The organism is Micromonospora siamensis (assembly GCF_900090305.1).
Classification (GTDB): Bacteria; Actinomycetota; Actinomycetes; order Mycobacteriales; family Micromonosporaceae; genus Micromonospora; species Micromonospora siamensis.
The window spans coordinates 459587-479538 of record NZ_LT607751.1 but is presented as its reverse complement, the minus strand read 5'-3'; the positions used below and the strand labels follow the sequence as shown (position 1 = coordinate 479538).

Annotated in this window: 21 protein-coding genes; 12 read left to right on the top strand and 9 right to left on the bottom strand. The window is 73.8% G+C overall.

Going from position 1 to position 19952, the window contains the following annotated elements:
* Positions 1–28: 28 nt before the first annotated feature.
* The 4 genes from GA0074704_RS02185 to GA0074704_RS02170 form a co-directional block, all read right to left on the bottom strand.
* Complete coding sequence (locus GA0074704_RS02185; protein ID WP_088968940.1) at positions 29–748, bottom strand: CDP-alcohol phosphatidyltransferase family protein; 720 nt, start codon at positions 746–748, stop codon at positions 29–31.
* On the bottom strand, positions 723–1790 hold the full coding sequence (locus GA0074704_RS02180) for an iron-containing alcohol dehydrogenase family protein (protein WP_088968939.1): 1068 nt from the start codon (positions 1788–1790) through the stop codon (positions 723–725). The genes GA0074704_RS02185 and GA0074704_RS02180 overlap by 26 nt, the downstream gene beginning before the upstream one ends.
* Positions 1778–2509 carry a phosphocholine cytidylyltransferase family protein gene (locus GA0074704_RS02175; RefSeq protein ID WP_088968938.1) on the bottom strand — a complete coding sequence of 244 codons (732 nt, stop codon included), beginning with the start codon at positions 2507–2509 and terminating at the stop codon, positions 1778–1780. The genes GA0074704_RS02180 and GA0074704_RS02175 overlap by 13 nt, the downstream gene beginning before the upstream one ends.
* 104 nt (positions 2510–2613) lie before the next feature.
* The gene (locus GA0074704_RS02170; RefSeq protein WP_231926734.1) at positions 2614–3432 is read right to left on the bottom strand and encodes a hypothetical protein; all 819 of its coding nucleotides are present in this window, start codon (positions 3430–3432) and stop codon (positions 2614–2616) included.
* 123 nt (positions 3433–3555) lie between these two features.
* On the opposite strand from GA0074704_RS02170, the gene GA0074704_RS02165 reads away from it, so the two are divergent.
* The 3 genes from GA0074704_RS02165 (at position 3556) to corA (ending at position 6631) form a co-directional block, all read left to right on the top strand.
* Entirely contained in the window at positions 3556–3945 is a 390-nt protein-coding gene (locus GA0074704_RS02165) for a CBS domain-containing protein (RefSeq protein ID WP_088968937.1), read from the top strand.
* Between the two features lie 122 nt (positions 3946–4067).
* Positions 4068–5162, top strand: a complete 1095-nt coding sequence (locus GA0074704_RS02160; RefSeq protein ID WP_088968936.1) for an aminotransferase-like domain-containing protein — start codon at positions 4068–4070, stop codon at positions 5160–5162.
* Between the two features lie 317 nt (positions 5163–5479).
* Entirely contained in the window at positions 5480–6631 is a 1152-nt protein-coding gene (gene corA / locus GA0074704_RS02155; protein WP_088968935.1) for a magnesium/cobalt transporter CorA, read from the top strand.
* Positions 6632–6699: 68 nt separating this feature from the next.
* Here the strand turns inward: corA and GA0074704_RS02150 are convergent, their stop codons facing one another.
* Positions 6700–7506 carry a hypothetical protein gene (locus tag GA0074704_RS02150; RefSeq protein WP_172880350.1) on the bottom strand — a complete coding sequence of 269 codons (807 nt, stop codon included), beginning with the start codon at positions 7504–7506 and terminating at the stop codon, positions 6700–6702.
* A 116-nt stretch (positions 7507–7622) separates the two neighbouring features.
* Between GA0074704_RS02150 and GA0074704_RS02145 the strand changes: the two genes are divergently transcribed.
* Positions 7623–8153: a peptidylprolyl isomerase gene (locus tag GA0074704_RS02145; RefSeq protein WP_088968933.1), complete on the top strand. Its 531-nt coding sequence runs from the start codon at positions 7623–7625 to the stop codon at positions 8151–8153.
* A 110-nt stretch (positions 8154–8263) separates the two neighbouring features.
* Positions 8264–9163, top strand: coding sequence for a rhomboid family intramembrane serine protease (locus tag GA0074704_RS02140; RefSeq protein WP_088973389.1), 900 nt, complete (start codon positions 8264–8266; stop codon positions 9161–9163).
* Between the two features lie 5 nt (positions 9164–9168).
* Here GA0074704_RS02140 and GA0074704_RS02135 read toward each other — a convergent pair whose 3' ends face one another.
* Positions 9169–9609 (bottom strand): PH domain-containing protein, encoded by a 441-nt coding sequence (locus GA0074704_RS02135; protein ID WP_088968932.1) that lies wholly within the window; start codon positions 9607–9609, stop codon positions 9169–9171.
* Positions 9610–9699: 90 nt separating this feature from the next.
* Here GA0074704_RS02135 and GA0074704_RS02130 point away from each other — a divergent pair, with 90 nt between their 5' ends.
* The 6 genes from GA0074704_RS02130 to GA0074704_RS02105 all read left to right on the top strand — a co-directional run bounded on the left by GA0074704_RS02130 (position 9700) and on the right by GA0074704_RS02105 (position 15350).
* A complete protein-coding gene (locus tag GA0074704_RS02130) occupies positions 9700–10872 on the top strand; it encodes a thiolase family protein (RefSeq protein WP_088968931.1) in 1173 nt (390 codons plus the stop codon).
* 58 nt (positions 10873–10930) lie between these two features.
* The gene (locus GA0074704_RS02125) at positions 10931–11926 is read left to right on the top strand and encodes a phosphotransferase (RefSeq protein ID WP_231926733.1); all 996 of its coding nucleotides are present in this window, start codon (positions 10931–10933) and stop codon (positions 11924–11926) included.
* A 95-nt stretch (positions 11927–12021) separates the two neighbouring features.
* Complete coding sequence (locus GA0074704_RS02120) at positions 12022–12498, top strand: hypothetical protein (protein WP_088968930.1); 477 nt, start codon at positions 12022–12024, stop codon at positions 12496–12498.
* A gap of 53 nt (positions 12499–12551) precedes the next feature.
* The gene (locus GA0074704_RS02115; protein ID WP_088968929.1) at positions 12552–13244 is read left to right on the top strand and encodes a response regulator transcription factor; all 693 of its coding nucleotides are present in this window, start codon (positions 12552–12554) and stop codon (positions 13242–13244) included.
* The gene (locus tag GA0074704_RS02110; RefSeq protein WP_088968928.1) at positions 13237–14685 is read left to right on the top strand and encodes a sensor histidine kinase; all 1449 of its coding nucleotides are present in this window, start codon (positions 13237–13239) and stop codon (positions 14683–14685) included. The genes GA0074704_RS02115 and GA0074704_RS02110 overlap by 8 nt, the downstream gene beginning before the upstream one ends.
* A 56-nt stretch (positions 14686–14741) precedes the next feature.
* Complete coding sequence (locus tag GA0074704_RS02105) at positions 14742–15350, top strand: hypothetical protein (RefSeq protein WP_088968927.1); 609 nt, start codon at positions 14742–14744, stop codon at positions 15348–15350.
* 42 nt (positions 15351–15392) lie between these two features.
* On the opposite strand, the gene GA0074704_RS02100 is transcribed toward GA0074704_RS02105, so the two are convergent.
* Entirely contained in the window at positions 15393–17471 is a 2079-nt protein-coding gene (locus GA0074704_RS02100; protein ID WP_088968926.1) for a hypothetical protein, read from the bottom strand.
* A gap of 122 nt (positions 17472–17593) precedes the next feature.
* Here GA0074704_RS02100 and GA0074704_RS02095 point away from each other — a divergent pair, with 122 nt between their 5' ends.
* A complete protein-coding gene (locus GA0074704_RS02095) occupies positions 17594–18292 on the top strand; it encodes a glycosyltransferase family 2 protein (RefSeq protein WP_088973387.1) in 699 nt (232 codons plus the stop codon).
* Between the two features lie 58 nt (positions 18293–18350).
* Here the strand turns inward: GA0074704_RS02095 and GA0074704_RS02090 are convergent, their stop codons facing one another.
* Together GA0074704_RS02090 and GA0074704_RS02085 are read right to left on the bottom strand one after the other, a co-directional pair.
* Entirely contained in the window at positions 18351–19232 is an 882-nt protein-coding gene (locus GA0074704_RS02090; protein WP_088973386.1) for a transketolase family protein, read from the bottom strand.
* Positions 19233–19237: 5 nt separating this feature from the next.
* Complete coding sequence (locus GA0074704_RS02085) at positions 19238–19930, bottom strand: transketolase (RefSeq protein WP_088968925.1); 693 nt, start codon at positions 19928–19930, stop codon at positions 19238–19240.
* Positions 19931–19952: the final 22 nt, after the last annotated feature.

Here is a 19952-nt window from a genome sequence, read left to right as displayed (position 1 = left end):
TCCCGGCACCGGCTGAGGCGACCCCTCCCTACAGCGAGGCGCGGGCGGAGAAGGCGATGCTGGCCAGCAGAAAGCCGCCGTTGACGACGGTGAACGCCACGATCACCCAGAAGGTCAGCGCCGGGGCGAAGATCAGGACCAGGCCGGCCACGAAGATCACCGCGCCGTAGTCGCGGACCAGCTTCGCCAGGCGTACGGGCACGCTGGTCGAGGTGACCATGCTGGCGGCGTTCGGGCCGGCCTGCATCACCGAGGTGACCAGGTTGACCATCCAGGTGCCGGCGAAGACCGCGACCAGCCAGGTCGGCGTGGACGGTCGCTGCGCCACGGCGGTCGCCGACAGGGCTGCCACCAGGGCGATCTGGGCGGCCACGTCACAGAGCACGTCGACCCGGGCGCCCGCCGCGCTGCCGGTGCCGGTCACCCGGGCGAGCTGCCCGTCCGCGCAGTCCAGCGCGTACGCCACCTGCCAGCCGACCAGCGCGACCAGCCCGACCACCCAGGCCGGTACGTCACCGGCGGCGACCTTCGGGGCGAGCGCCACCACGGTCACCGAGGCGGCCAGGCCGAGCACCAGGTTGGTGAGGGTCAGCGCGGTCGGGCGCAACCCGAGGCGCTGGGCGACCAGCGCGAAGACCGCGCCGAGCCACTGGCTGACCGACTCGCTGAACAGGCCGCCGCCCCGGTTCACCCGGTGGAAGTCGGCGACGGTGGGACGGGCCTCAGCCACGCTGGTCGCGGATTGCACCGGCGTAGTCTGCCAGCCGCTCCCGCGTCCCGGTAGGCGACAGGGCCAGGTGTTCGAGGATCGTGTAGCGGTCCGGCCGGGTGGCTGGCGCGAACTGCACCGCCTCGACGAACTGCTCGTCGGTCAACCCCAGGTCCGCCGGCGTCGTCGCCAGGCCGTGCCGGTGCAGGCAGCGGGCGAGCTGGCCGAAGCGTTCGGTGTCGCCGCGCAGGAAGGTGCAGAAGAGGGCCCCGAGCCCGACCTGCTCGCCGTGTGAGCCCGTGCCCGGGTAAAGCTTGTCGATCGCGTGCGAGATCTCGTGGTCACCGCCACTGACCGGGCGGGTCGACCCGTGCACCGAGCTGGCGATCCCGCCGAGAATCAGCGCCTCGGCCAAGGTGGTCAGGAAGGCGTCGTCGGTGATCTTGCCCGGGTGGTTGACCAGCGCCTCGGCGCCGGTCCGAGCCAGCGTCATCGCCAGCCCGTCGATCGGCTCGCCGCGCACCTCGTGGGCCAGCTCCCAGTCGGCGCACGCGTTCAGGTTGCTCACCGCGTCGCCGATGCCCGCCTGGGTCTGCCGGTCCGGACCGCTCTCCACGAAGTCCAGGTCGACGATCACCGCGATCGGGATGTGCACGCCGTAGGAGCCCTTGCCGCCCTCATGGTCGAGCGAGGCGGTCGGGGACGCGATCCCGTCGTTGGCCAGGCTGGTCGCGACGGTCACCATCGGCATGCCGTACCGGGTCGCGGCGTACTTGGTGGTGTCGATGGTCTTACCACCACCGATGCCTACCACGGCGTCGTACTGGCGGCGGCGCAGTCGGTCGCCGAGTTCGTTCGCGGCGTCGATGGTGCCCCCGGCGACGGTGAACACGTCGGCGGAGCCGAGCAACGGACGACACAGCTCCACGATCTTCTCGCCCTGACCGGGGCCGACGACCACCGCCACGTTGCCCCCGGCGGAGATCCGACGATCGGCGAGGAGAGGACCGAGGTCCGCGACGGCACCCCGCCGGACCTCGATCGTCAGCGGGGTGTTGACCGTCCGGGCTAGTAGTGGCACGCGATCTCCCGCGCCCGGGCCAGGTCCGCGTGGTTGTCGACCTCGACCCAGGACACGTCGCCGATCGGCGCCGCCCGCACCTCACCACCGCGGTCGGCGAACTCCTGGTAGCCGTCCTCGTAGTAGAGGTTCGGGTCGCGCCGCCAGGTCGCCTCCAGCGCGTCGGCGAGCGGGCCGGCCACCTGCGGCTCGATCAGCGTCGCGCCGATGTACTCCCCGTACGCCTCGCCCGGGTCCATCAGCTTGGTGATCCGGGTGAGCTGGCCGGCGGCGTCGAAGGTGGTCTTCATCTCCTCCTCGGCCAGCGGCTTGATGGTGTCGACGGCGAGCAGGATGCCCGGGCCGCGCTCGGCCAGCAGGGTCTTCTCCACGCTCACCGGGTGCACGGTGTCGCCGTTGACCAGCAGCACACCCCGGGCGAAGTGCTCCCGGGCCAGCCAGAGCGAGTACGCGTTGTTCCACTCCTCGGCCTTGTCGTTGTGCACGAGCGTGAGCGTCACGCCGTACTTCTTCTCCAGGTCGGCCTGGCGGTCCCGGACCGCGTCCGCGGCGTACCCGACGACGATCACCACCTCGGTGAGCCCGACCTCGGCGAGGTTGCGCAGCGCGATGTCCAGGATGGTGATCTCACCGTCCACCGGCACCAGGGCCTTCGGCAGGGTGTCGGTGTACGGGCGCAGCCGACGCCCCGCACCGGCCGCGAGCACCATCCCGATCATGCGGAACTCCTGTTCGTCCGGGTCCGGGTCACCGGTGGAGGATAGCTCCGGCCGGGATCCGTGCTGAGCGCAACCGGGCAGCGAGGGCGGTGGGCCGGCCGCCCTCAACCGGGCAGCGCGGCCAGGTCGGCGAGCATCGCCAGCCGTTCCTCGGCGGTCAGCACCGCGTACGGGCCGGCGGCCCGCCGGTCGGTCTCCAGCTCGATCGCCCGCCGTTCCGGCCCCGGCGGCAGGCCGGCGACGCTGGTGGCGGTGTGCCCGGCGGCGGTCCACGCGGCGGCGTGCGCATCGGCCCGGTGGTAACCGAGCGTGCCCAACCGGTTGAGCAGCAGCACCCCGTCGGGCAACCCCTCCGGCTCGTACGGCGGGGCCATGGTGGCGAAGGCCGGTCCCGGTTCGGCGTCCGGCTCCCCGGCCAGCAGCAGCGCGTACGCCAGCAGCCGACCGCACGTCTCGACCAGGCGGGACACCCGGTCGTCGTGCCCGGCCCAGAGCTCCTCGGTGACCTCGGCGTGCACCTGGTAGATCTCGGTCAGGAATCCGGCGCCGCGTTCGGTGGCGGTGAACCCGCCGTCCGCCCGGCGGGTGATCATGCCGTGCGCGACGTGCTTGTCCAGCGTCCGCTGGGACACCGCCGGCTCCCGGTAGCGGGTGACGGCGGCGAAGCCCGGCCCGTCGACCGTCCCACCGGGCGTGGCCAGCCGGGTGCGGAACTCGATCAGCAGGCCGGTGGCGGCCGGGCCGCCGTACCGCTGGCTCAGCTCCGCGCCGCCGCCGTCGCGGCCGGCGAGCATGCCGGCGACGAAGGTCCGGTCGATCGCCGGCGCGACCAGCCCGGCGAACCGGTGCGGCGCCAGCTCGACGTCCTGGCTCACCGACCGGTCGATCAGCGCGCCTGCGCAGCGGAGAGGCTCGGTGGGCACGACAACGACAGTAGCGAGACGTGCGGAATCCCGCCGCCGTGCGGCGCGCGCTCTTGTCCCGGTACGCATCGAGGCCCCACCATGTCATCAGCGGTGCCACCCTCGACGAAGAGGTGATGCGTGATGCAGGTTCGCGAAGCGATGTCCCACGAGGTACTCGTCGTCGGCCCGGAGCACACGCTCCGCCAGGCGGCCCGGATGATGGCGGCCCGCCGGGTGGGCTCCGCGGTGGTGATCGATCCCGAGTCCGAGGGGATCGGCATCATGACCGAACGTGACGTGCTCAACGCCATCGGATCGGACCTGGACTGCGACACCGAACGTACCCGGGCGCACGTGAGCTGGGACGTCGTCTACGCCGGTCCGGACTGGACGGTGGAGGAGGCGGCCGCGGCGATGGCCCGCGGCGGGTTCCGGCACCTGGTGGTGCTGGACGGCCGCGAGGTGGCCGGCGTGATCTCGGTACGCGACCTGATGCGGGTCTGGTCGGAGCAGCGGCTGGCGGTCCGCTGACCCGTCGGCGACCGGCCGGAACGTGACCGCCGCTCGGTTCCGGCCGGTGTGGGGCCGCCCACCTGTTGAACTTGGCGTGTATGCCGGTCGGAGCGCCGGGGGCAGGCCCTAGGCTCGTGCGCATGACCGCCGAGCAGCTGATCTCGTTCGCCCGTGGAGCTCCCTCGCTGGACATCGTGGATGTCGAGGGGCTCAAGGCCGCCGCCGTCCGCGCCTTCGACGCCGACCCCGCCGGGGTGACCGCCTACGGCACCTCCGTCGGCTACCCGCCCCTGCGGAAGTGGATCGCCGACAAGCACGGCGTCGAGGCGGACCAGGTGCTGATCACCAACGGCTCCCTGCAGGCCGACGCGTTCCTCTTCGACCACCTGGTCCGTCGCGGTGACGCGGTGGTGGTGGAGCGCCCGACGTACGACCGGACGCTGCTCAACCTGCAGAAGATGGGCGGTGAGGTGCACGGGGTGACCATCCAGCCGGACGGCCTGGACACCGCCGAGCTGCGCAAGCTGCTGGAGTCCGGGGTGCGCCCCCGGCTGGCCCACGTCATCCCCAACTACCAGAACCCGGCCGGCGTCACCCTCTCCCTGGAGAAGCGCCGCGAGCTGCTCGACCTGGCCGCCGAGTACGAGTTCACGATCTTCGAGGACGACCCGTACGCCGACATCCGGTTCCGGGGCGAGCCGCTGCCGTCGATGCTCTCCCTGGACACCCGCGACGTGGTGGTGCACGCCTCCAGCTTCACCAAGACCGTCTGCCCGGGCGTACGGGTCGGCTACCTGGTCGGCCCGGCCGGCCTGATCGCCGACATCGCCAAGAAGGCCACCAACCTCTACATCTCGCCGGGCATGGTCTCCGAGGCGATCGTGCACCAGTTCTGCGTCTCCGGTGACATCACCCGGTCGGTCCAGACGGTCAGCCGGGCGCTCGGCGAGCGGGCCGGGGTGCTGGCCGAGTCGCTGCGCCGGCACATCCCGGAGGCGAGCTTCGTCGAGCCCGACGGCGGCTACTTCCTCTGGGTCGAGCTGCCCGAGGACGTGGACGTGGACCGGCTCGCCCCGGCCGCCGCCGAGCGGGGCGTGGCCGTGGTGAAGGGGAGCGACTTCATGGTCGACGGCGGGCGGCACGCCCTCCGGCTGGCGTTCTCGGCGGTCACCGCCGACCGGATCGACGAGGGCGTGCGACGGCTGGCCGCCGCCATGGCGGCCGTCCGCGGCTGATCTTTCCGCGGTTCGACGAGATCGGCCGTCCCGGGGGGCTTCCCTCGGGGCGGCCCACGGCCGCACAATGCTGCGAGCGTCACTCCGGGTCACGCCGGTCGGCCGACCGCGCCCGGGCGACGCCCGCAGCATCACCCCCCGCCCCCGAGGCGCCGGGTGGGCCGTGTCGCCCCTCACCCCCCTGACGCGGCCCGGCCCGCCCGGCGCCACCTCTCGTCTCCCGCGCTCCCTTTCAGTGGCGGGGCTCACGTCCCGTCCGGCCGAACCTGGCGGCCCGGCGTAACCTGCAAGCCGCGGCCAGCGAGGGGAGGGGTGAGATGAGCGACCGGGTGCAGCGGGGGAACTCCACACCGCAGGACGGCGGGCGGGTGCTCCGGCCCCGGGCGTGGGCGGCGCCGGTGCGGGCGATGACCCGCATCCTCAACGCCGACGGCTCGCCCCGGGACGCCACCGAGCCGGTCGATCCCCGGCGCAGCTCGGTGGTCGACTGCGCGCTCTACGTCGAGGGGGTGCGGCAGCCGGGCGAGTGGACGTACACCGACGCCCTGGCCGCCGCCGCCCGCGAACCGCAGGGGTTCGTCTGGCTCGGGCTGCACGAGCCGGAGCTGGCCGAGATGACCGCCATCGCCGACACGTACGGCCTGCACGAGCTGGCCGTCGAGGACGCGGTGAAGGCCGAGCAGCGACCCAAGCTGGAGCGGTTCGGCGAGGTCGCCTTCCTGGTGCTGCGGACCGCCCGGTACTGCGAGCACACCGAGCTGACCGAAACCTCCGAGGTGGTCGAGACCGGTCAGGTGATGCTCTTCATCGGCCCGAAGTTCCTGATCAGTGTCCGGCACGGCGACGCTTGCCGGCTCGCCCCGGTCCGGGCCGACCTGGAGGCCAAGCGGGAGCTGCTGCTGCACGGACCGTGGGCGGTCGCGTACGCGATCACCGACCGGGTGGTGGACCTCTACCTGGAGGTGTCCGACCAGATCGAGGACGACCTGGACGTGCTGGAGGCCGACGTCTTCGACCGGGCCGGCACCGGGCGGGTCCAGCGGATCTACCAGATGAAGCGGGAGCTGGTGGAGTTCAAGCGGGCGGTGGTGCCGCTCCAGCGGCCCATGTCGAGCCTCACCTCCCAGATCAACCGGGACGTGCCCAAGGAGATCCGGCGGTACTTCCGCGACGTCCAGGACCACCTCACCCGCACCGTCGAGCAGGTCAACTCCTACGACGACCTGCTCAACTCGATCCTCCAGGCGCGGCTGGCCCAGGTCACCGTCGAGCAGAACAACGACATGCGCAAGATCGCCGCGTGGGCCGCGATCGGCGCGGTCTGGACGGCCATCGCCGGCATCTACGGCATGAACTTCGAGAACATGCCCGAGCTGAAGTGGACGTACGGCTACCCGGGTGTCTGGGCCGTCAACCTGGCGCTGTCCTTCTTCCTGTACCGCTGGTTCCGCCGTAACGGCTGGCTCTGACCCGGAAGCGCCGGAAGCGCCGGCCGCGCGGGGGGGACTCCCCCGCACGCCGGCGCTTCCCGGACGGGTCAGCGACCGCCGGTCTTGGCGCCGTTCCTGCCGGCGCCGACCGCCTTGCTGGTGTCGTCGGCCGGCCGGCCGGAGACGTCCCGGGCACCCTCGGCGACCGAGGGAACCTTGTCGTTCGAGTGGATCACCGGCTGGGTGCCCACGGTGGTGGTGGAGGAGCTGTCGCCGCCCGCCACCGCCGAGCTGCCGGCGCCGGTCGGGCCACCGGCCACACCGGAGGAGCTGGACATGGTCGAGGCGTCGGTGACCTTCGCGCTCGGGTCCGGGGTCTCCACCACGATGGTGTCCACGTCCTCCCCCATCGGCGACAGCGTCGCCGCCGGGTCGTACTCGGCCCACTCCTGCTGCTCGCGGCGGCGGCGCATGGCGACCGCGCCGGCCAGGCCGGCGACGGTGCCGGCGGCCAGCAGGCCGGTCATCAGCCCGCCCCGCGACTTCTTCTTCTGCTTCTTCTTCGCGGCCTTCATGTTCTTCGCCTTGACCTTCTTGCTCGCGGCGGCCTGCTTGGTGAGGGCTGCCTTGCGGTCGGCGAGGGTCTTGGCCGCACCCTGGGCCTGGGCGTTGCGCAGGGCCACGGCCAGCGGTGCGAGGGCCGCGGCGGTCGACGCGAAGCCGCTGGTGGCGCGGTCGCGCACCACGATCGCGGTGGGCGCGACGGCACCCCGGGCTGCCTGGACCCGCGGGCCGACCGTGGCGCCGGCACCCCTCGCCGCGTACGTGGCAGCCTGCCTCAGGTGACCGATGCCCTGGTTCAGCTCGACCTTCGCGAGCTGCCCCTGGGTCTTACGCCGCCCGATTCCAAACACGGTCCCACCTCCTGGGAGTTGTCCTTCGTCATCCTCCACCTTCGGATGCCTCCGCGATGCCAGATCGGGCACATGGGAGGATCCGCATGGAACTGACCAACGAGTGAGGAGTACCCGTGGCCGAGGCTGTCTACGCCACCTTGCACACCAACGCTGGCCCGATCCGGCTGGAGCTCTTCCCGAACCACGCGCCGAAGACCGTCCGGAACTTCATCGAGCTGGCCGAGGGCACGAAGGAGTACACCGACCCGCGGACCGGCCAGCCGGGCAGCGGGCCGTACTACGACGGCACCATCTCGCACCGCGTCATCAGCGGCTTCATGGTCCAGATGGGTGACCCGACCGGCACCGGTCGCGGCGGCCCGGGCTTCAAGTTCGGTGACGAGTTTCACCCCGAGCTGCGCTTCGACCGGCCGTACCTGCTCGCCATGGCGAACGCCGGGCCGGGCACCAACGGCTCGCAGTTCTTCATCACCGTGTCGCCGACCCCGCACCTGAACAACCGGCACACCATCTTCGGTCAGGTCGCCGACGAGCAGTCCGCCAAGGTCGTGGACCAGATCGCCAACACCCCGACCGGCCCGAGCGACCGTCCGCTCCAGGACGTCGTCATCGAGCGGGTCGAGATCGAACGGCAGCAGGCCTGACCCGCCGCGCGAGGTACCTTTGCTCGCATGACTGAGCGCCCCGGCCAGGTGGCCGGCAGCAGCCGGGTGGTGGGTACGCGATCCGTCGTCACCAACGGGCGGTGCCCGTGGTGAACGAGTCGCCACCCACCACCCCGGTCTGCTACCGGCACCCCGACCGGGAGACGTACGTCCGCTGCACCCGCTGCGACCGGCCCATCTGCCCGGACTGCATGCGGGAGGCGTCGGTCGGGCACCAGTGCCCGGAGTGCGTCAACGAGGGCCGGCGCAGCGTACGCCCGGCGCGGACCGCGTTCGGCGGCGGCGAGACCGGCCGGCAGGGCTACGTGACGAGGACGCTCCTCGGCCTGAACGTGGCGATGATGCTGCTCTCCGTCGGCTCCGCCGTGGTCGGTGGCCGGCCGCTGCTCGACGTCCTGCTCCGCGGCGGCACCCCGCTGACCGAGTGGGGTTCGGTGCTGGGCCTCGCCCTCCTCTCCGACGGCACCGTGGGCGGCGTCGCCGACGGGGACTGGTATCGTCTGGTCACCGCGATGTTCCTGCACTACGGCCTGGTGCACCTGCTGTTGAACATGTGGGCGCTCTGGGTGCTCGGCCGGACCCTGGAGGCGGCGCTCGGTCCGCTGCGCTTCCTGGCGCTCTATCTGATCGCCGGGCTCGGCGGCAACGTCGCGGTCTACCTGTTCAGCCCGGCCAACCAGCCGTCGGCCGGCGCGTCGACCGCCATCTTCGGGCTCTTCGCGGCCATCTTCGTGATCATGCGCAGGCTGGGCCGGGACACCTCGGCCATCGTGCCGATCCTGGTGGTCAACCTGATCTTCACCTTCACCGTGCCGGGCATCTCGATCGCCGGACACCTCGGCGGCCTGGTGGTCGGCGCGCTGATGGGGCTGGTGCTGGCGTACGCGCCGCGCGGCCGGCGGACCCTGTTCCAGGCGGCCGGCAGCGCGATCATCCTGGTGGCGTTGATCGGGGCGGTGCTGGTCCGCACCGCCGCCCTCACCGGCTGAGTCCGCTACCGGTTCTCCGCGGAGCGCCGGGCGGCGCGGAGGGTGGCTGCCACCTCGGCGAGCGGGGCGTCGACGTCGTACCGGCCGATCACGTGCAGTGACTCGCCCGCGTCGATCTCCAGGGTCTCGGCGGTGAGCCCGCGCCGGGTCCGCCGGTCCAGGGCGATCTCCTCGATCGCCGGCCACGGCAGCCGGCGCCGCCCGGCGAGACCTTCGGTCACGGTGATCCCCTCCGGGTCGACCGCCAACCGGACCGGCGCCACCAGGTCGCGCACGCCCCAGCCGGCCAGCACCAGGCCGGCCGCGACGGCCAGCACCAGCTGGACCGGGTCGCCGTCGGCGAAGAGCAGGCCGATCCCGGCGATCACCACGGCGCCGGTCAGTTTGGCCGCCGGCAGGACGGTCGGCACCCGCCACTGCCGGACCGGGGACGACTCATCGACCATCGCCCCAGCATGCCAGCCGACGGCGGGGGAGGACGGTGGGGCCGGGAAGGACGTAGGATCGCAGCAAGCCGAGGTTACCGGGGAGTAAAGATGAGTGACGCGGTCATCGTCGCAGCGGTACGCACCCCGGTCGGGCGGCGCAAGGGCAGCCTGGCCGACGTGCATCCGGTCGACCTCTCGGCGCACGTGCTGCGCGCCCTCGCCGAGCGGACCGGCATCGACCCCGCCCAGGTCGACGACGTGGTCTGGGGTTGCGTGTCGCAGGTCGGCGAGCAGTCCTGGAACGTCGCCCGCAACGCGGTCCTGGCCGCCGGCTGGCCCGAGTCGGTGCCCGGCACCACGCTCGACCGGCAGTGCGGCTCCAGCCAGCAGGCCCTGCACTTCGCCGCCGCCACCGTCCTGTCCGGACAGGCCGACCTGGTGGTCGCCGGTGGGGTCGAGTCGATGACCCGGGTGCCGATGGGCGCCAGCGTCGCCGGCGGCATGCCGTTCAGCGACGCCATCCTGGAGCGCTACCGGGGGGTCGAGGGCGTCGCCGCCGATTCTCCGCTCCCGTTCAACCAGGGCGTCGGCGCCGAGCTGATGGCCCGGCGCTGGCACTTCTCGCGTACCCAGTTGGACGAGTTCGCGCTGGCCAGCCACGAGAAGGCCGCCGCCGCGCAGGACGCCGGGGCGTTCGACCCCGAGCTGGCCCCGGTGGCGCTGGCCGACGGCGGCAAGTTCGCCGCCGACGAGGGCATCCGGCGGGACACCACGCTGGCCAAGCTCGGCGAGCTGAAGACCCCGTTCAAGGACGACGGCGTGGTCACCGCCGGCTCCGCGTCGCAGATCTCCGACGGCGCGGCGGCCCTCGCGGTCACCACCAGCGAGTGGGCCAGCCGGCACGGGCTGCGTCCGCTGGCGCGGGTGCACACCGCCGTGGTCGCCGCCGACGACCCGGTCACCATGCTGACCGCGCCGATCCCGGCCACCGCGAAGGCGCTGCGCCGCGCGGGGCTGGGCATCGAGGAGATCGGGGTGTACGAGGTGAACGAGGCGTTCGCACCGGTGCCGCTGGCCTGGCTGGCCGAGACGGAGGCCGACCCGGAGCGGCTCAACCCGCGCGGTGGGGCGATCGCCCTGGGCCACCCCCTCGGCGCGTCCGGCGCCCGGATCATGACGACCATGCTCCAGCACATGCGGGACAACGGGATCCGCTACGGCCTCCAGACCATGTGCGAGGGCGGCGGCATGGCCAACGCCACCATCGTCGAGCTGCTCTGATCCTCGCCCGGCCGATATTCGCGCGCCGGGCGGACGCCGGTTGGCTAGCCTGCGCAGCGTGACGACCACCCCCAACGCCGACCGGTCCAGCCAGGAGTGGCGGGACGCCGCCCTGACCTGGGTGTCCGACGCGCTGGCCCGGCACGGCCACCGGATCACCGGTCCGGTGCAGCCGCGGCTCCGCCCGTGGTCGCTGGTGTGGCGGGTCCCCACCGACGTCGGCGACGCCTGGTTCAAGGCCAACAACCCCGGCACCCGCTACGAGGCGGGCCTGCTGGCTATCCTGTCCCGGCTCACCCCGGACGCGGTGCTGCGTCCGCTGGCCGTCGACCCGGAGCGGGGCTGGACGCTGCTCCCCGAGGGCGGGCCGAGCCTGCGGGACGTGCTGGCCGGCGGGGACGACCGGGTGGCCCGGTGGGAGCGGGTGCTGCCCGCGTACGCGGAACTCCAGCGGACGGTGGCGCCGCAGGCGGGCGTACTGCTCGACGTCGGGGTGCCGGACCATCGGCCGGAGCGGCTGCCGCGGCTGCTCGACGAGCTGCTGGACGACCGGGAGTCGCTGCGACCGGGCGAGCCGGACGGGATGAGCGTCGAGCTGCACGAGCGGCTGCGGGCGTACCGGGTCGAGTTCGCGGCGCTCTGCCGGCGGCTCGACGAGATGGGGATCCCGGCCACCGTCCAGCACGACGACCTGCACGACGGGAACGTCTTCGCCGGCACGTGCGGCTACCGCTTCTTCGACTGGGGGGACGCCTCGGTGGCCCACCCGTTCGGCACCCTGCTGGTGACCCTGCGGTCGGTGGCGCACGCCGCCGAGCTGGTCGACGACGACCCGGCGCTGTCCCGGCTGCGGGACGCGTACCTGGAGGCGTGGACCGACCGGTACGACCGGGCGACGCTGCGCGAGACGGCCCACCTGGCGAAGCGGGTGACCACGGTGAGCCGGGCCCTGTCGTGGCGTCGCGCCCTGGCCACCGACGACCCGGCCCGGGACGGGTACGCCGAGGCGGTGCCCGGCTGGCTCGGTGAGCTGCTGGCACCGACGCTGGTCTGAACCACGCCGCACACCCGGTGCGACACGCGGGCGTGGAACTTCCAAAAGTTCGGCGTGACCCACGTCACCCCTGGTCACGGCTCGTTGGGCAGGTCATGGACGTGTTCTCCCGGACCTTCCTGCCCGCCGCCGCCGAGACCGGCCTGGCGGCCCAGACCGTCACCCGGCACATGCCGATCTTCCGTCGCTGTGTCGGCTCCGGCGACGCACCGGTGCTCGTCACCCGGTGCAGCCGCCCCGGCCGGCCGGTCGCCGGCGACTACCTGCTGCTGCTGACCCACCGCCGGCTGGTGGTGACCCGGCAGTCCCGGGTGCTGCACCGCCTCCAGCTGCACCTGAACACCGAGCTGCGCGAGCTGAGCAACGTCACCTGGAGCCCCGACCCGCGGCTGCACGCCGTCGAGCTGGCGGCCACCGCGATCGACGGCGTCCGCGAGCGCTTCCTGATCCGCACCGCCAACCCGAAGCAGGTGTGGCAGCTCGACCAGCTGCTCCACCACGCCTTCCGGACCCGGCTGCGCAACCCGCGCGAGCGGGTGGTGGCCACCGTCGGCGCACGAGTCCTTACCTGATCCGAACACGCACCTGACGCCGGTCGCACCCACCGGTCGCGCATCATGGGCCGGTGACCGTCGACGTACCACAACGCGGCCTGGTCCTCGTCGTCGAGGACGAGCCGGCCATCGCCGACCTGGTCCGGCTCTACCTGAGCCGGGACGGCTTCGGCGTACACCTGGAACGGGACGGCGCGGCCGGGCTGGCCGCCGCGCGGCGGCTGCGCCCGGTGGCCTGCGTGCTGGACATCGCCCTGCCCGGCCTGGCCGGCACCGAGATCTGCCGGCGGCTGCGGGCGGCCGGCGACTGGACACCGGTCATCTTCCTCACCGCCCGCGACGACGAGGTCGACCGGATCGTCGGGCTGGAGCTGGGCGCCGACGACTACGTGACCAAGCCGTTCAGCCCGCGTGAGCTGGTGGCCCGGGTGCGGGCGGTACTGCGCCGGACGGCCGGCCCACCGGCGGGCGCGGAACAGCCCCGCACGGTCGGCCCGGTCACCCTGGACCCGGCCCGTCGCACGGTCACCGCCGCCGGCACGCCGGTGCAGCTCACCTCGACGGAGTTCGACCTGCTCGCCCACCTGATGGCCCGGCCCGGCCGGGTCTTCACCCGGGAGGAGCTGCTCGCCGCGGTCTGGGGCTACGCCGCGCACGCCGGCACCCGCACCGTCGACGTGCACGTCGCGCAGGTGCGGGCGAAGCTCGGCCCGGCCGGGGTGATCCGCACCCACCGGGGCGTCGGGTACGCGGCCGATGCCTGAGCAGCCGACCGTCGCGCTGCCGGTGCTCGGTCCGCGTCCCGCACCGGCGCCGGTGCGCCGCCGGCCCGGCCGGACACTGACCGCCCGCGCGATTCTGGTCACCTGCGCCGTGGCCCTGGTGTCGGTCCTGGTCACCGCGCTGGTGGCGGTGCCGCTGGCGGTCCGCGGCGCCGAACGCCGCGACCAGGACGCGCTGGCCGCGCAGGCCCGACTCGCCGCCGACGTGCTCCGGGTCCGCGCCCCCCGGCAGCGGGACACCGCCGGGGACCGGCTGATCCGCCAGCTCCGCCAGCAGGAGATCGAGGTGTACGTCATCCGCGGCGGCACCGTCGACCGCCCCGGCCTGCCCCGACCGGTGGTCAACCGGGTGGCCGCCGGCCATCCGGTCTCCGGCCGGCGGCTGGTGGCCGGGGAACGCGCCCTGGTGGAGGGACGGCCGTTCGCCGGCGGCGACGGGGTGGTGCTCACCCGCGCCACCGGCGGCGGGCCCTGGCGGCCGGTCCTGCGTACCCTCTGGCTGCCGCTGCTCGCCGGGTTGGCCGCCGGGGCGGCGGCGGGACTGCTGCTGGCCCGCCGGCTGGCCCGCCCGATCCGTACCGCCGCCACCGCCGCCGCGCGGCTGCGCGCCGGGGACCGGAGCGTACGGGTGCCGGTCGAGCCGCCCGACGAGGTGGCCGACCTGGCGTACGCGCTGAACGGGCTGGCCGCCGCGCTGGCCACCAGCGAGGGCCGGCAACGCGAGTTCCTGCTCTCCGTCTCGCACGAGCTGCGCACCCCGTTGACCGCGATCCGGGGCTACGCCGAGGCGCTGGCCGACGGGGTGATCGACGGCGACCGGGTACCGGAGACCGGGCGGACCGTGCTGGCCCAGGCCGAGCACCTGGACCGGCTGGTCAGCGACCTGCTGGCGTTGGCCCGGCTGGAGGCCGCCGACTTCCCGCTGGAACCGGTGCCGGTGGACCTCGTCGGGCTGGCCGCCGACGCCGGACGCACCTGGTCCGACCGGTGCGCGGCGGTCGGCGTGCCGTTCCGGCTGGAGGCGCCGGCGGCGCCGGTGCCCGCGTACACCGATCCGGGGCGGATCCGGCAGGTGGTGGACGGGCTGCTGGAGAACGCGCTGCGGGTCGTACCCCCGGGGGCGCCGATCGTGCTCGCGGTGCGGCCGGCCGGTCCCGACCCGGCGGCCGGCGGCATCGTCGAGGTCCGCGACGGCGGCCCCGGCTTCACCGACGACGACCTGGCGGTGGCCTTCGAACGAGGCGCGCTGCACCAGCGGTACCGCGGGGTGCGCAAGGTGGGCAGCGGGCTCGGGCTGGCGCTCGCCGCCGGGCTGGTCCGCCGGCTCGGCGGGGACGTCACCGCCGGGCACGCGGCGGAGGGCGGCGCTGCGTTCACCGTCCGGCTCCCCGGCAACCCTTACCTGACCCGAACATCGGGCTGACGTCCCGCCCATCGGAGTGCGCGAGGCTGGTTCCACCACCGACGAGAGGGAGACTCATGGCACGTCACGGAATCGCCGCCGGGGCCACGTCGCTGTTCGCGGCGGTCGCACTGGGTGTCGCCGGCTGCGGGCCGGCGCAGGTTGCCCAGGGCCCGGCGACGCAGACCGCGGTCGACGTGGCCGCGGCGATGGGCGCGGAGGGCCAGGCGCTCGCCGCGATGGGCTTCGACGCCGCCGAACTGGAGCCGGGCACGGCGTCCTCGACGGACCCGGCGGGCGGCGCCGAGCCCTCGACCAGCGCCGACCCGAAGGCGAAGCGCGGTGAGCGGGCTCAGGAGTGGCGCAAGCGGCACGCGGCCCGGGTGCTGCTGCGGAAGAACACCCTGCACGGCGAGGCGGTCGTGCAGACCAAGGACGGCGGCACCCGGACGGTCGTGGTGCAGCGCGGCCAGGTCACCGCGATCGACGGCGACTCGGTGACCGTGAAGTCCACCGACGGGTTCACCCTGACCTGGGCCTTCGGCGACAAGCTGCGGGTGGTCGAGCGGCGGGCCACCGTGCAGCCCACCGCGGTGAAGGTCGGCACGACGGTCGGCGTGGCCGGCGCCAAGGACGGCGACCGGGACGTCGCCCGGCTGATCCTGATCCCGCTCAAGCAGAAGTGAGCGCAGCCGGTAGGGCCCCCGCCGCGGGGGCCCTACCGGGCGTCAACGACCCGGCGGCAGCGCGTACCCGACGTAGCCCCGCCAGCGCACGGTCCACCCGGGCGGGACCAGCTTCGTGCAGGCCGGACGGCTGCCGGTGCAGACGATCGCGTCCACCGAGGTCGGGTCGGCGGGCGGCCGGTCCGGCAGGACCGACTGCAACGCCACCAGCTCCGGCGGCCGGCCGCCGCCCTCGCGCAGCAGCACCCACCACGGGTACTCCCAGTTGTCGTACTGCTGGCCCAAACCGATCCGGCGGGCGCCGCTGTCGCGTACCGCCCCCGCCGCCCAACGGAACTCGGCCGCCCACTGCGGCCGGCGGACGAACCGGTCCTCCCAGTCCGACGAGGTGAACACCGACGCGGAGCCGACCAGCCGGCGCGGATAGCCGTACACCAGGCTGAGCGTCCCGGCCAGCGCCGAGACGGCCAGCACCGCCGCCACCAGCCCGGCCGCCACCGACCGTCGACCCGGCCGCGCCCGCCGGTGCAGCAGCGCGTCCAGCCAGAGGCCGGCCAGCGGAACCGCCAGCACCAGGGCGTAGAGCAGCAGCCGGTTCCCCCAGGTCTGCCACTTGATCAGACTGGCGTGCAGCAGCACGGTGGTCACCGCCACCACCGCGTACGCCCGCAGCCCGCCGGCCCACCGCGGGCTGATCCGGCGCGGCCGGGCCAGCGCCAGCACCGCCCCGACCAGCACCAGCGTGCCGGCCACCGGGAAGGCCGCCCGGTCCTCGTCCGGATACCAGGCCGGCTCCGGGAACCGCTCGTTGCCGAAGGTTATCGCCCGGTCCTGCGGGTCCACCCCGATCGCCCTCGACCCGTCGACGATCGCCGTGGCGGTCGCCCGGCTGACCGGGAACAGCGGCGTGTCCAGCGCGGTGTGCGCGGTCCGGGCCAGGTTGACCAGGATCGAGGCCGGGTCGTGCCGTTCCATCGGGATCGAGTCGCGCAGCCGCGGCGGCCCCAGCGGATGGCCGAACTCGGCCGTCACCCGGGCCAGGAACGGCCCGACCAGCACCGCCGCGACCAGCACGATCAACAGCGAGCCGCCGACCGTCCCGGCCACCGCGCGGCCCCGCAGGCCGCCGGGCGGGGTCTCCCCGTCGCCCGGGGTACGGTCCGACACGCCGACCGGGGTCCGGCCCGGCGCGCCGGGCCGGGCCAGCCGCAGCTGTCCCCCGGCCCAGAGCAGCAGCAGCGGGCCGACCGCGATCAGCCCGCTGGTCTTGGTGACCGCGGTGAGCCCGGTGGCCGCGCCGAGCGCCAGCAGGTCACCGAGGCCGGCCCGGCGGCGCAGCCCGTCCACCGCCAGCGTGGCCGCTCCCGCCACCCAGGCGGCCACCACCAGGTCGGTCTGGGTGCTGGTCGCCTGGAGCACCACCATCGGCGTCGTGGCCAGCACGAACGCGGTGAGCAGCTGGGCCCGCCGGCCACCGCCGAGCTGGGCGGTGATCCGGGTGACGGCCAGCAGGCAGCCCAGCCCGGCGCCCCACTGCACCAGGTTGTGCAGCGCGTCGCCGCCGGTGAGCAGGCGCAGGTGCAGCAGCAGGTACTCCGCGCCGGGCGGGATGGTCACCTGCCGGTGGATCGCGGTCGGCCAGAAGTCCAGACTCCGCTGCGCCACCCAGTGCTCCACCTTCGGCAGGTGGTAGGTCTGCGAGTCGTAGTTGTTCGGCGACGCCAGCAGCGCGACGACCAGCTCCACCAGGACCAGCAGCAGCACGGTGCCGGCCAGCAGCAGCTCGCCCCGACCCGCCGTACGCCGGAAGCCGCGGACGTCCGTCGCGCGGGCCCGGACGATCCGCTCGGCGCCCGGGCGGACCCGTCGCCACCACGCCGCCAGCGTCACGGCGGCGAGGAAGAGCAGCCAGGCCAGGGCGAAGGCCGGCAGGGTCAGCGCGTGCAACGCGCCGAGCAGTTCCACGGTGAGCACGGCGAAGGCGCCGACCGCCAGCGCGGCGCGCAGCACCGCCAGCCGGACCGGCGCCACGGCCTCCGCGGTCCGGGGTCGGAGCAGGGCGGAGAGGAGGGCCAGCGCCGCGACCGGCGCCACGACGAGCAGGGATCCGGCCACGGACATGCGCGGAAGTAAACACCATCAACCTGCGGACGGCGCGGATCCTCCCCTGGTGGGTGACTCCACCTCGACGGGCGGCCAAGCTACGCTAGGGCCGACTTATTGTCGCCACCGTGGAGATCCCCGTGAAGCTCTCGATCCTCATGCCGGTCTACAACGAGGAAGAACGCATCGCGGATGCCCTCAAGCAGGCGTTGGCGGTCGACTACCCCTGCGAGATCGAGCTGGTCGTGGTCGACGACGGCAGCCGCGACGGCACGGGCGAGATCCTCGGCCGGGTCGACGACTCGCGGCTGCGGGTGATCACCCACCAGCGCAACGCCGGCAAGGGTGCGGCGATCAAGACCGCGGTGGACTCCGCCGAGGGCGAATACATGGTCATCCTCGACGCCGACCTGGAGTACGACCCGCAGGACATCCCGCGGCTGCTCGCCCCGGTCCTCGACGGCCACGCCACGGTGGTGTACGGAAATCGGACCTTCGGCAGCCACAGCGCCTACAGCTTCTGGTACGTGATGGGCAACAAGGGCGTCACCATGGCGGCCAATGTGCTGTTCAACTCGTACATCGGCGACCTGGAGACCTGCTTCAAGCTGATGCCGGTGGCGTTGTACCGCTCGCTGAACATCCGTTCCCGGGGCTTCGGGATGGAGGCGGAGGTGACCGGCAAGCTGCTCCGCCAGCGGATCCGCCCGTACGAGGTGCCGATCAGCTACCGCGCCCGGGGCCGCGAGGAGGGCAAGAAGATCACCTGGAGGGACGGCGTCGAGGCGATCTGGATCCTCGGCCGGGAGCGGGCCCGCCGCCGCCCCGTCGCCGGCTGACCCAGCCCGACCCCGCCCGCGACGGCGCGGGCCCCCGTGCGCCCGCGCCGCCACCCGGTCAGTCCAGGAACGCGTCGATCGACCGGCGCAGCCCTGCCGCGTCCAGCCCGTGCCAGCGTTCGTGGTCCGTCGGATCCCCGTACCGGCGCAGGTCGGTGGCGCCCACCCCGAGGGCCAGCAGCCGGTGCGGCACGTCGGCCAGCGCCCGACCGGCCACCGCGGCCGACGTCCCGGCCAGGTACGGCTCGACCAGCACCACCTCGGTTCCGGCCAGCGCCCGCAGCCCCGCCGTGTCGAACGGGCGCGGCGTGTGCGTGTACGCGACGGTGACGTCCCGCCCCCGGGTGGCCGCCAGCGTCGCGTCCAGGGTCGGCCCGACCGCCACCACCACGGGCGCCCCCGCGCGGCCCCGGCGTACCACCCGCAGCCGGTCGGCGTCCGGGTACGCGACGCCGTTGCGCCGCTCGGTGAGTCGCAGGTAGACCCGGTCGTCGTCGCGGACGGCGGCGCGCAGCAGCGGCGGCACCTCGTCCGGGTGACCCGGCACGTGCACCCGCCAGTCGTCGCCGAGCGAGTCGAGGAGCGCGACGTCGCCCGGGGACATGTGCGTCCGGCCCGACCGCGACCCGTCGTACGACGCGCCGACGCTGACCAGCACCGCACCCACGTCCTGGTGTCCGAGGTCGAGCTTGATCTGCTCGTACGCCCGGTCGACCAGGAAGGTGGCGTACGAGTGCACGATCGGGCGCAGCCCGGTCAGGGCCAGTCCGCCGGCCACCCCGATCATCAGTTGTTCGCGGATGCCGACGTTGAGCACCCGGTCCGGGTGTCGCCGGGCGGCCGGGGCGAACGCGCTGGCGGAGATGTCCGCCAGCACCAGGGCGGTACGCGGGTCGGCGTCGAGCAGGTCGCTCGCCGTGTTCACGAACGTGGTCCGCACGGCGGTCACCCCTTGCTCTCGACGCGCGCCACCACGACGTGTGGCCGGCCGGGCCGGTGGCCGGTGAGCGCGGCGGACAGGGCGGTGTGGTCCCGGCCGTCGACGGTCTCGCCGGTCCAGCCGTTCACGGTGAACCGGGCGGCGATGCCGCCGGGCCAGCCGTGGGTGGCCGAGGCGTTGTCGACGACGATCGCGGTGACCGTGTCCAGGCCGGTGGCGCCGGCGTAGGCGATCGCCTCGTGGTTGGAACCCTCGTCGAGTTCGGCGTCGCCGAGCAGGACGTACACCCGGGGGTCGGTGCGGCCCTGGGCCCGCAGCCCGAGGGCGGTGCCGACGCCGAGGCCCAGCCCGTGGCCGAGCGAGCCGGAGCCGATCTCCACGCCGGGGACGAGCCGCCGGTCCGGGTGGTGGCCGAGCCGGCTCCCCGGACCGGCGAGGTCGTCCAGCCAGTCCTCGGGGATGAAGCCCTTGGCGGCGAGGACGGCGTAGTAGGCGGCCGGTCCGTGTCCCTTGGAGAGCAGGAAGCGGTCCCGGTCGGGGTCGTCGACGGTCTGCGGGGTGACCCGCAGCACCCGGTCGTAGAGGACCCAGAGGACGTCGAGGGTGGAGTGGGCGCTGGGCCCGTGCTTCTCGTCGCCGGTGATCCGGCGCAGCAGCGGCCCGAGCGGGGCGGTGCCGGTGGAGGTGAGGGTGTCCATACGGATAGCGTGTGAGTTGAAG

What these genes read in the sequence shown, in the direction of transcription:
- GA0074704_RS02175 (WP_088968938.1), bottom strand. Translation starts at nt 2,509, where the DNA reads ATGATCGGGATGGTGCTCGCGGCCGGTGCGGGGCGTCGGCTGCGCCCG.
- GA0074704_RS02165 (WP_088968937.1), top strand. Translation starts at nt 3,556, where the DNA reads ATGCAGGTTCGCGAAGCGATGTCCCACGAGGTACTCGTCGTCGGCCCG.
- GA0074704_RS02160 (WP_088968936.1), top strand. Translation starts at nt 4,068, where the DNA reads ATGACCGCCGAGCAGCTGATCTCGTTCGCCCGTGGAGCTCCCTCGCTG.
- corA (WP_088968935.1), top strand. Translation starts at nt 5,480, where the DNA reads ATGAGCGACCGGGTGCAGCGGGGGAACTCCACACCGCAGGACGGCGGG.
- GA0074704_RS02135 (WP_088968932.1), bottom strand. Translation starts at nt 9,609, where the DNA reads ATGGTCGATGAGTCGTCCCCGGTCCGGCAGTGGCGGGTGCCGACCGTC.
- GA0074704_RS02130 (WP_088968931.1), top strand. Translation starts at nt 9,700, where the DNA reads ATGAGTGACGCGGTCATCGTCGCAGCGGTACGCACCCCGGTCGGGCGG.
- GA0074704_RS02120 (WP_088968930.1), top strand. Translation starts at nt 12,022, where the DNA reads ATGGACGTGTTCTCCCGGACCTTCCTGCCCGCCGCCGCCGAGACCGGC.
- GA0074704_RS02110 (WP_088968928.1), top strand. Translation starts at nt 13,237, where the DNA reads ATGCCTGAGCAGCCGACCGTCGCGCTGCCGGTGCTCGGTCCGCGTCCC.
- GA0074704_RS02105 (WP_088968927.1), top strand. Translation starts at nt 14,742, where the DNA reads ATGGCACGTCACGGAATCGCCGCCGGGGCCACGTCGCTGTTCGCGGCG.
- GA0074704_RS02100 (WP_088968926.1), bottom strand. Translation starts at nt 17,471, where the DNA reads ATGTCCGTGGCCGGATCCCTGCTCGTCGTGGCGCCGGTCGCGGCGCTG.
- GA0074704_RS02085 (WP_088968925.1), bottom strand. Translation starts at nt 19,930, where the DNA reads ATGGACACCCTCACCTCCACCGGCACCGCCCCGCTCGGGCCGCTGCTG.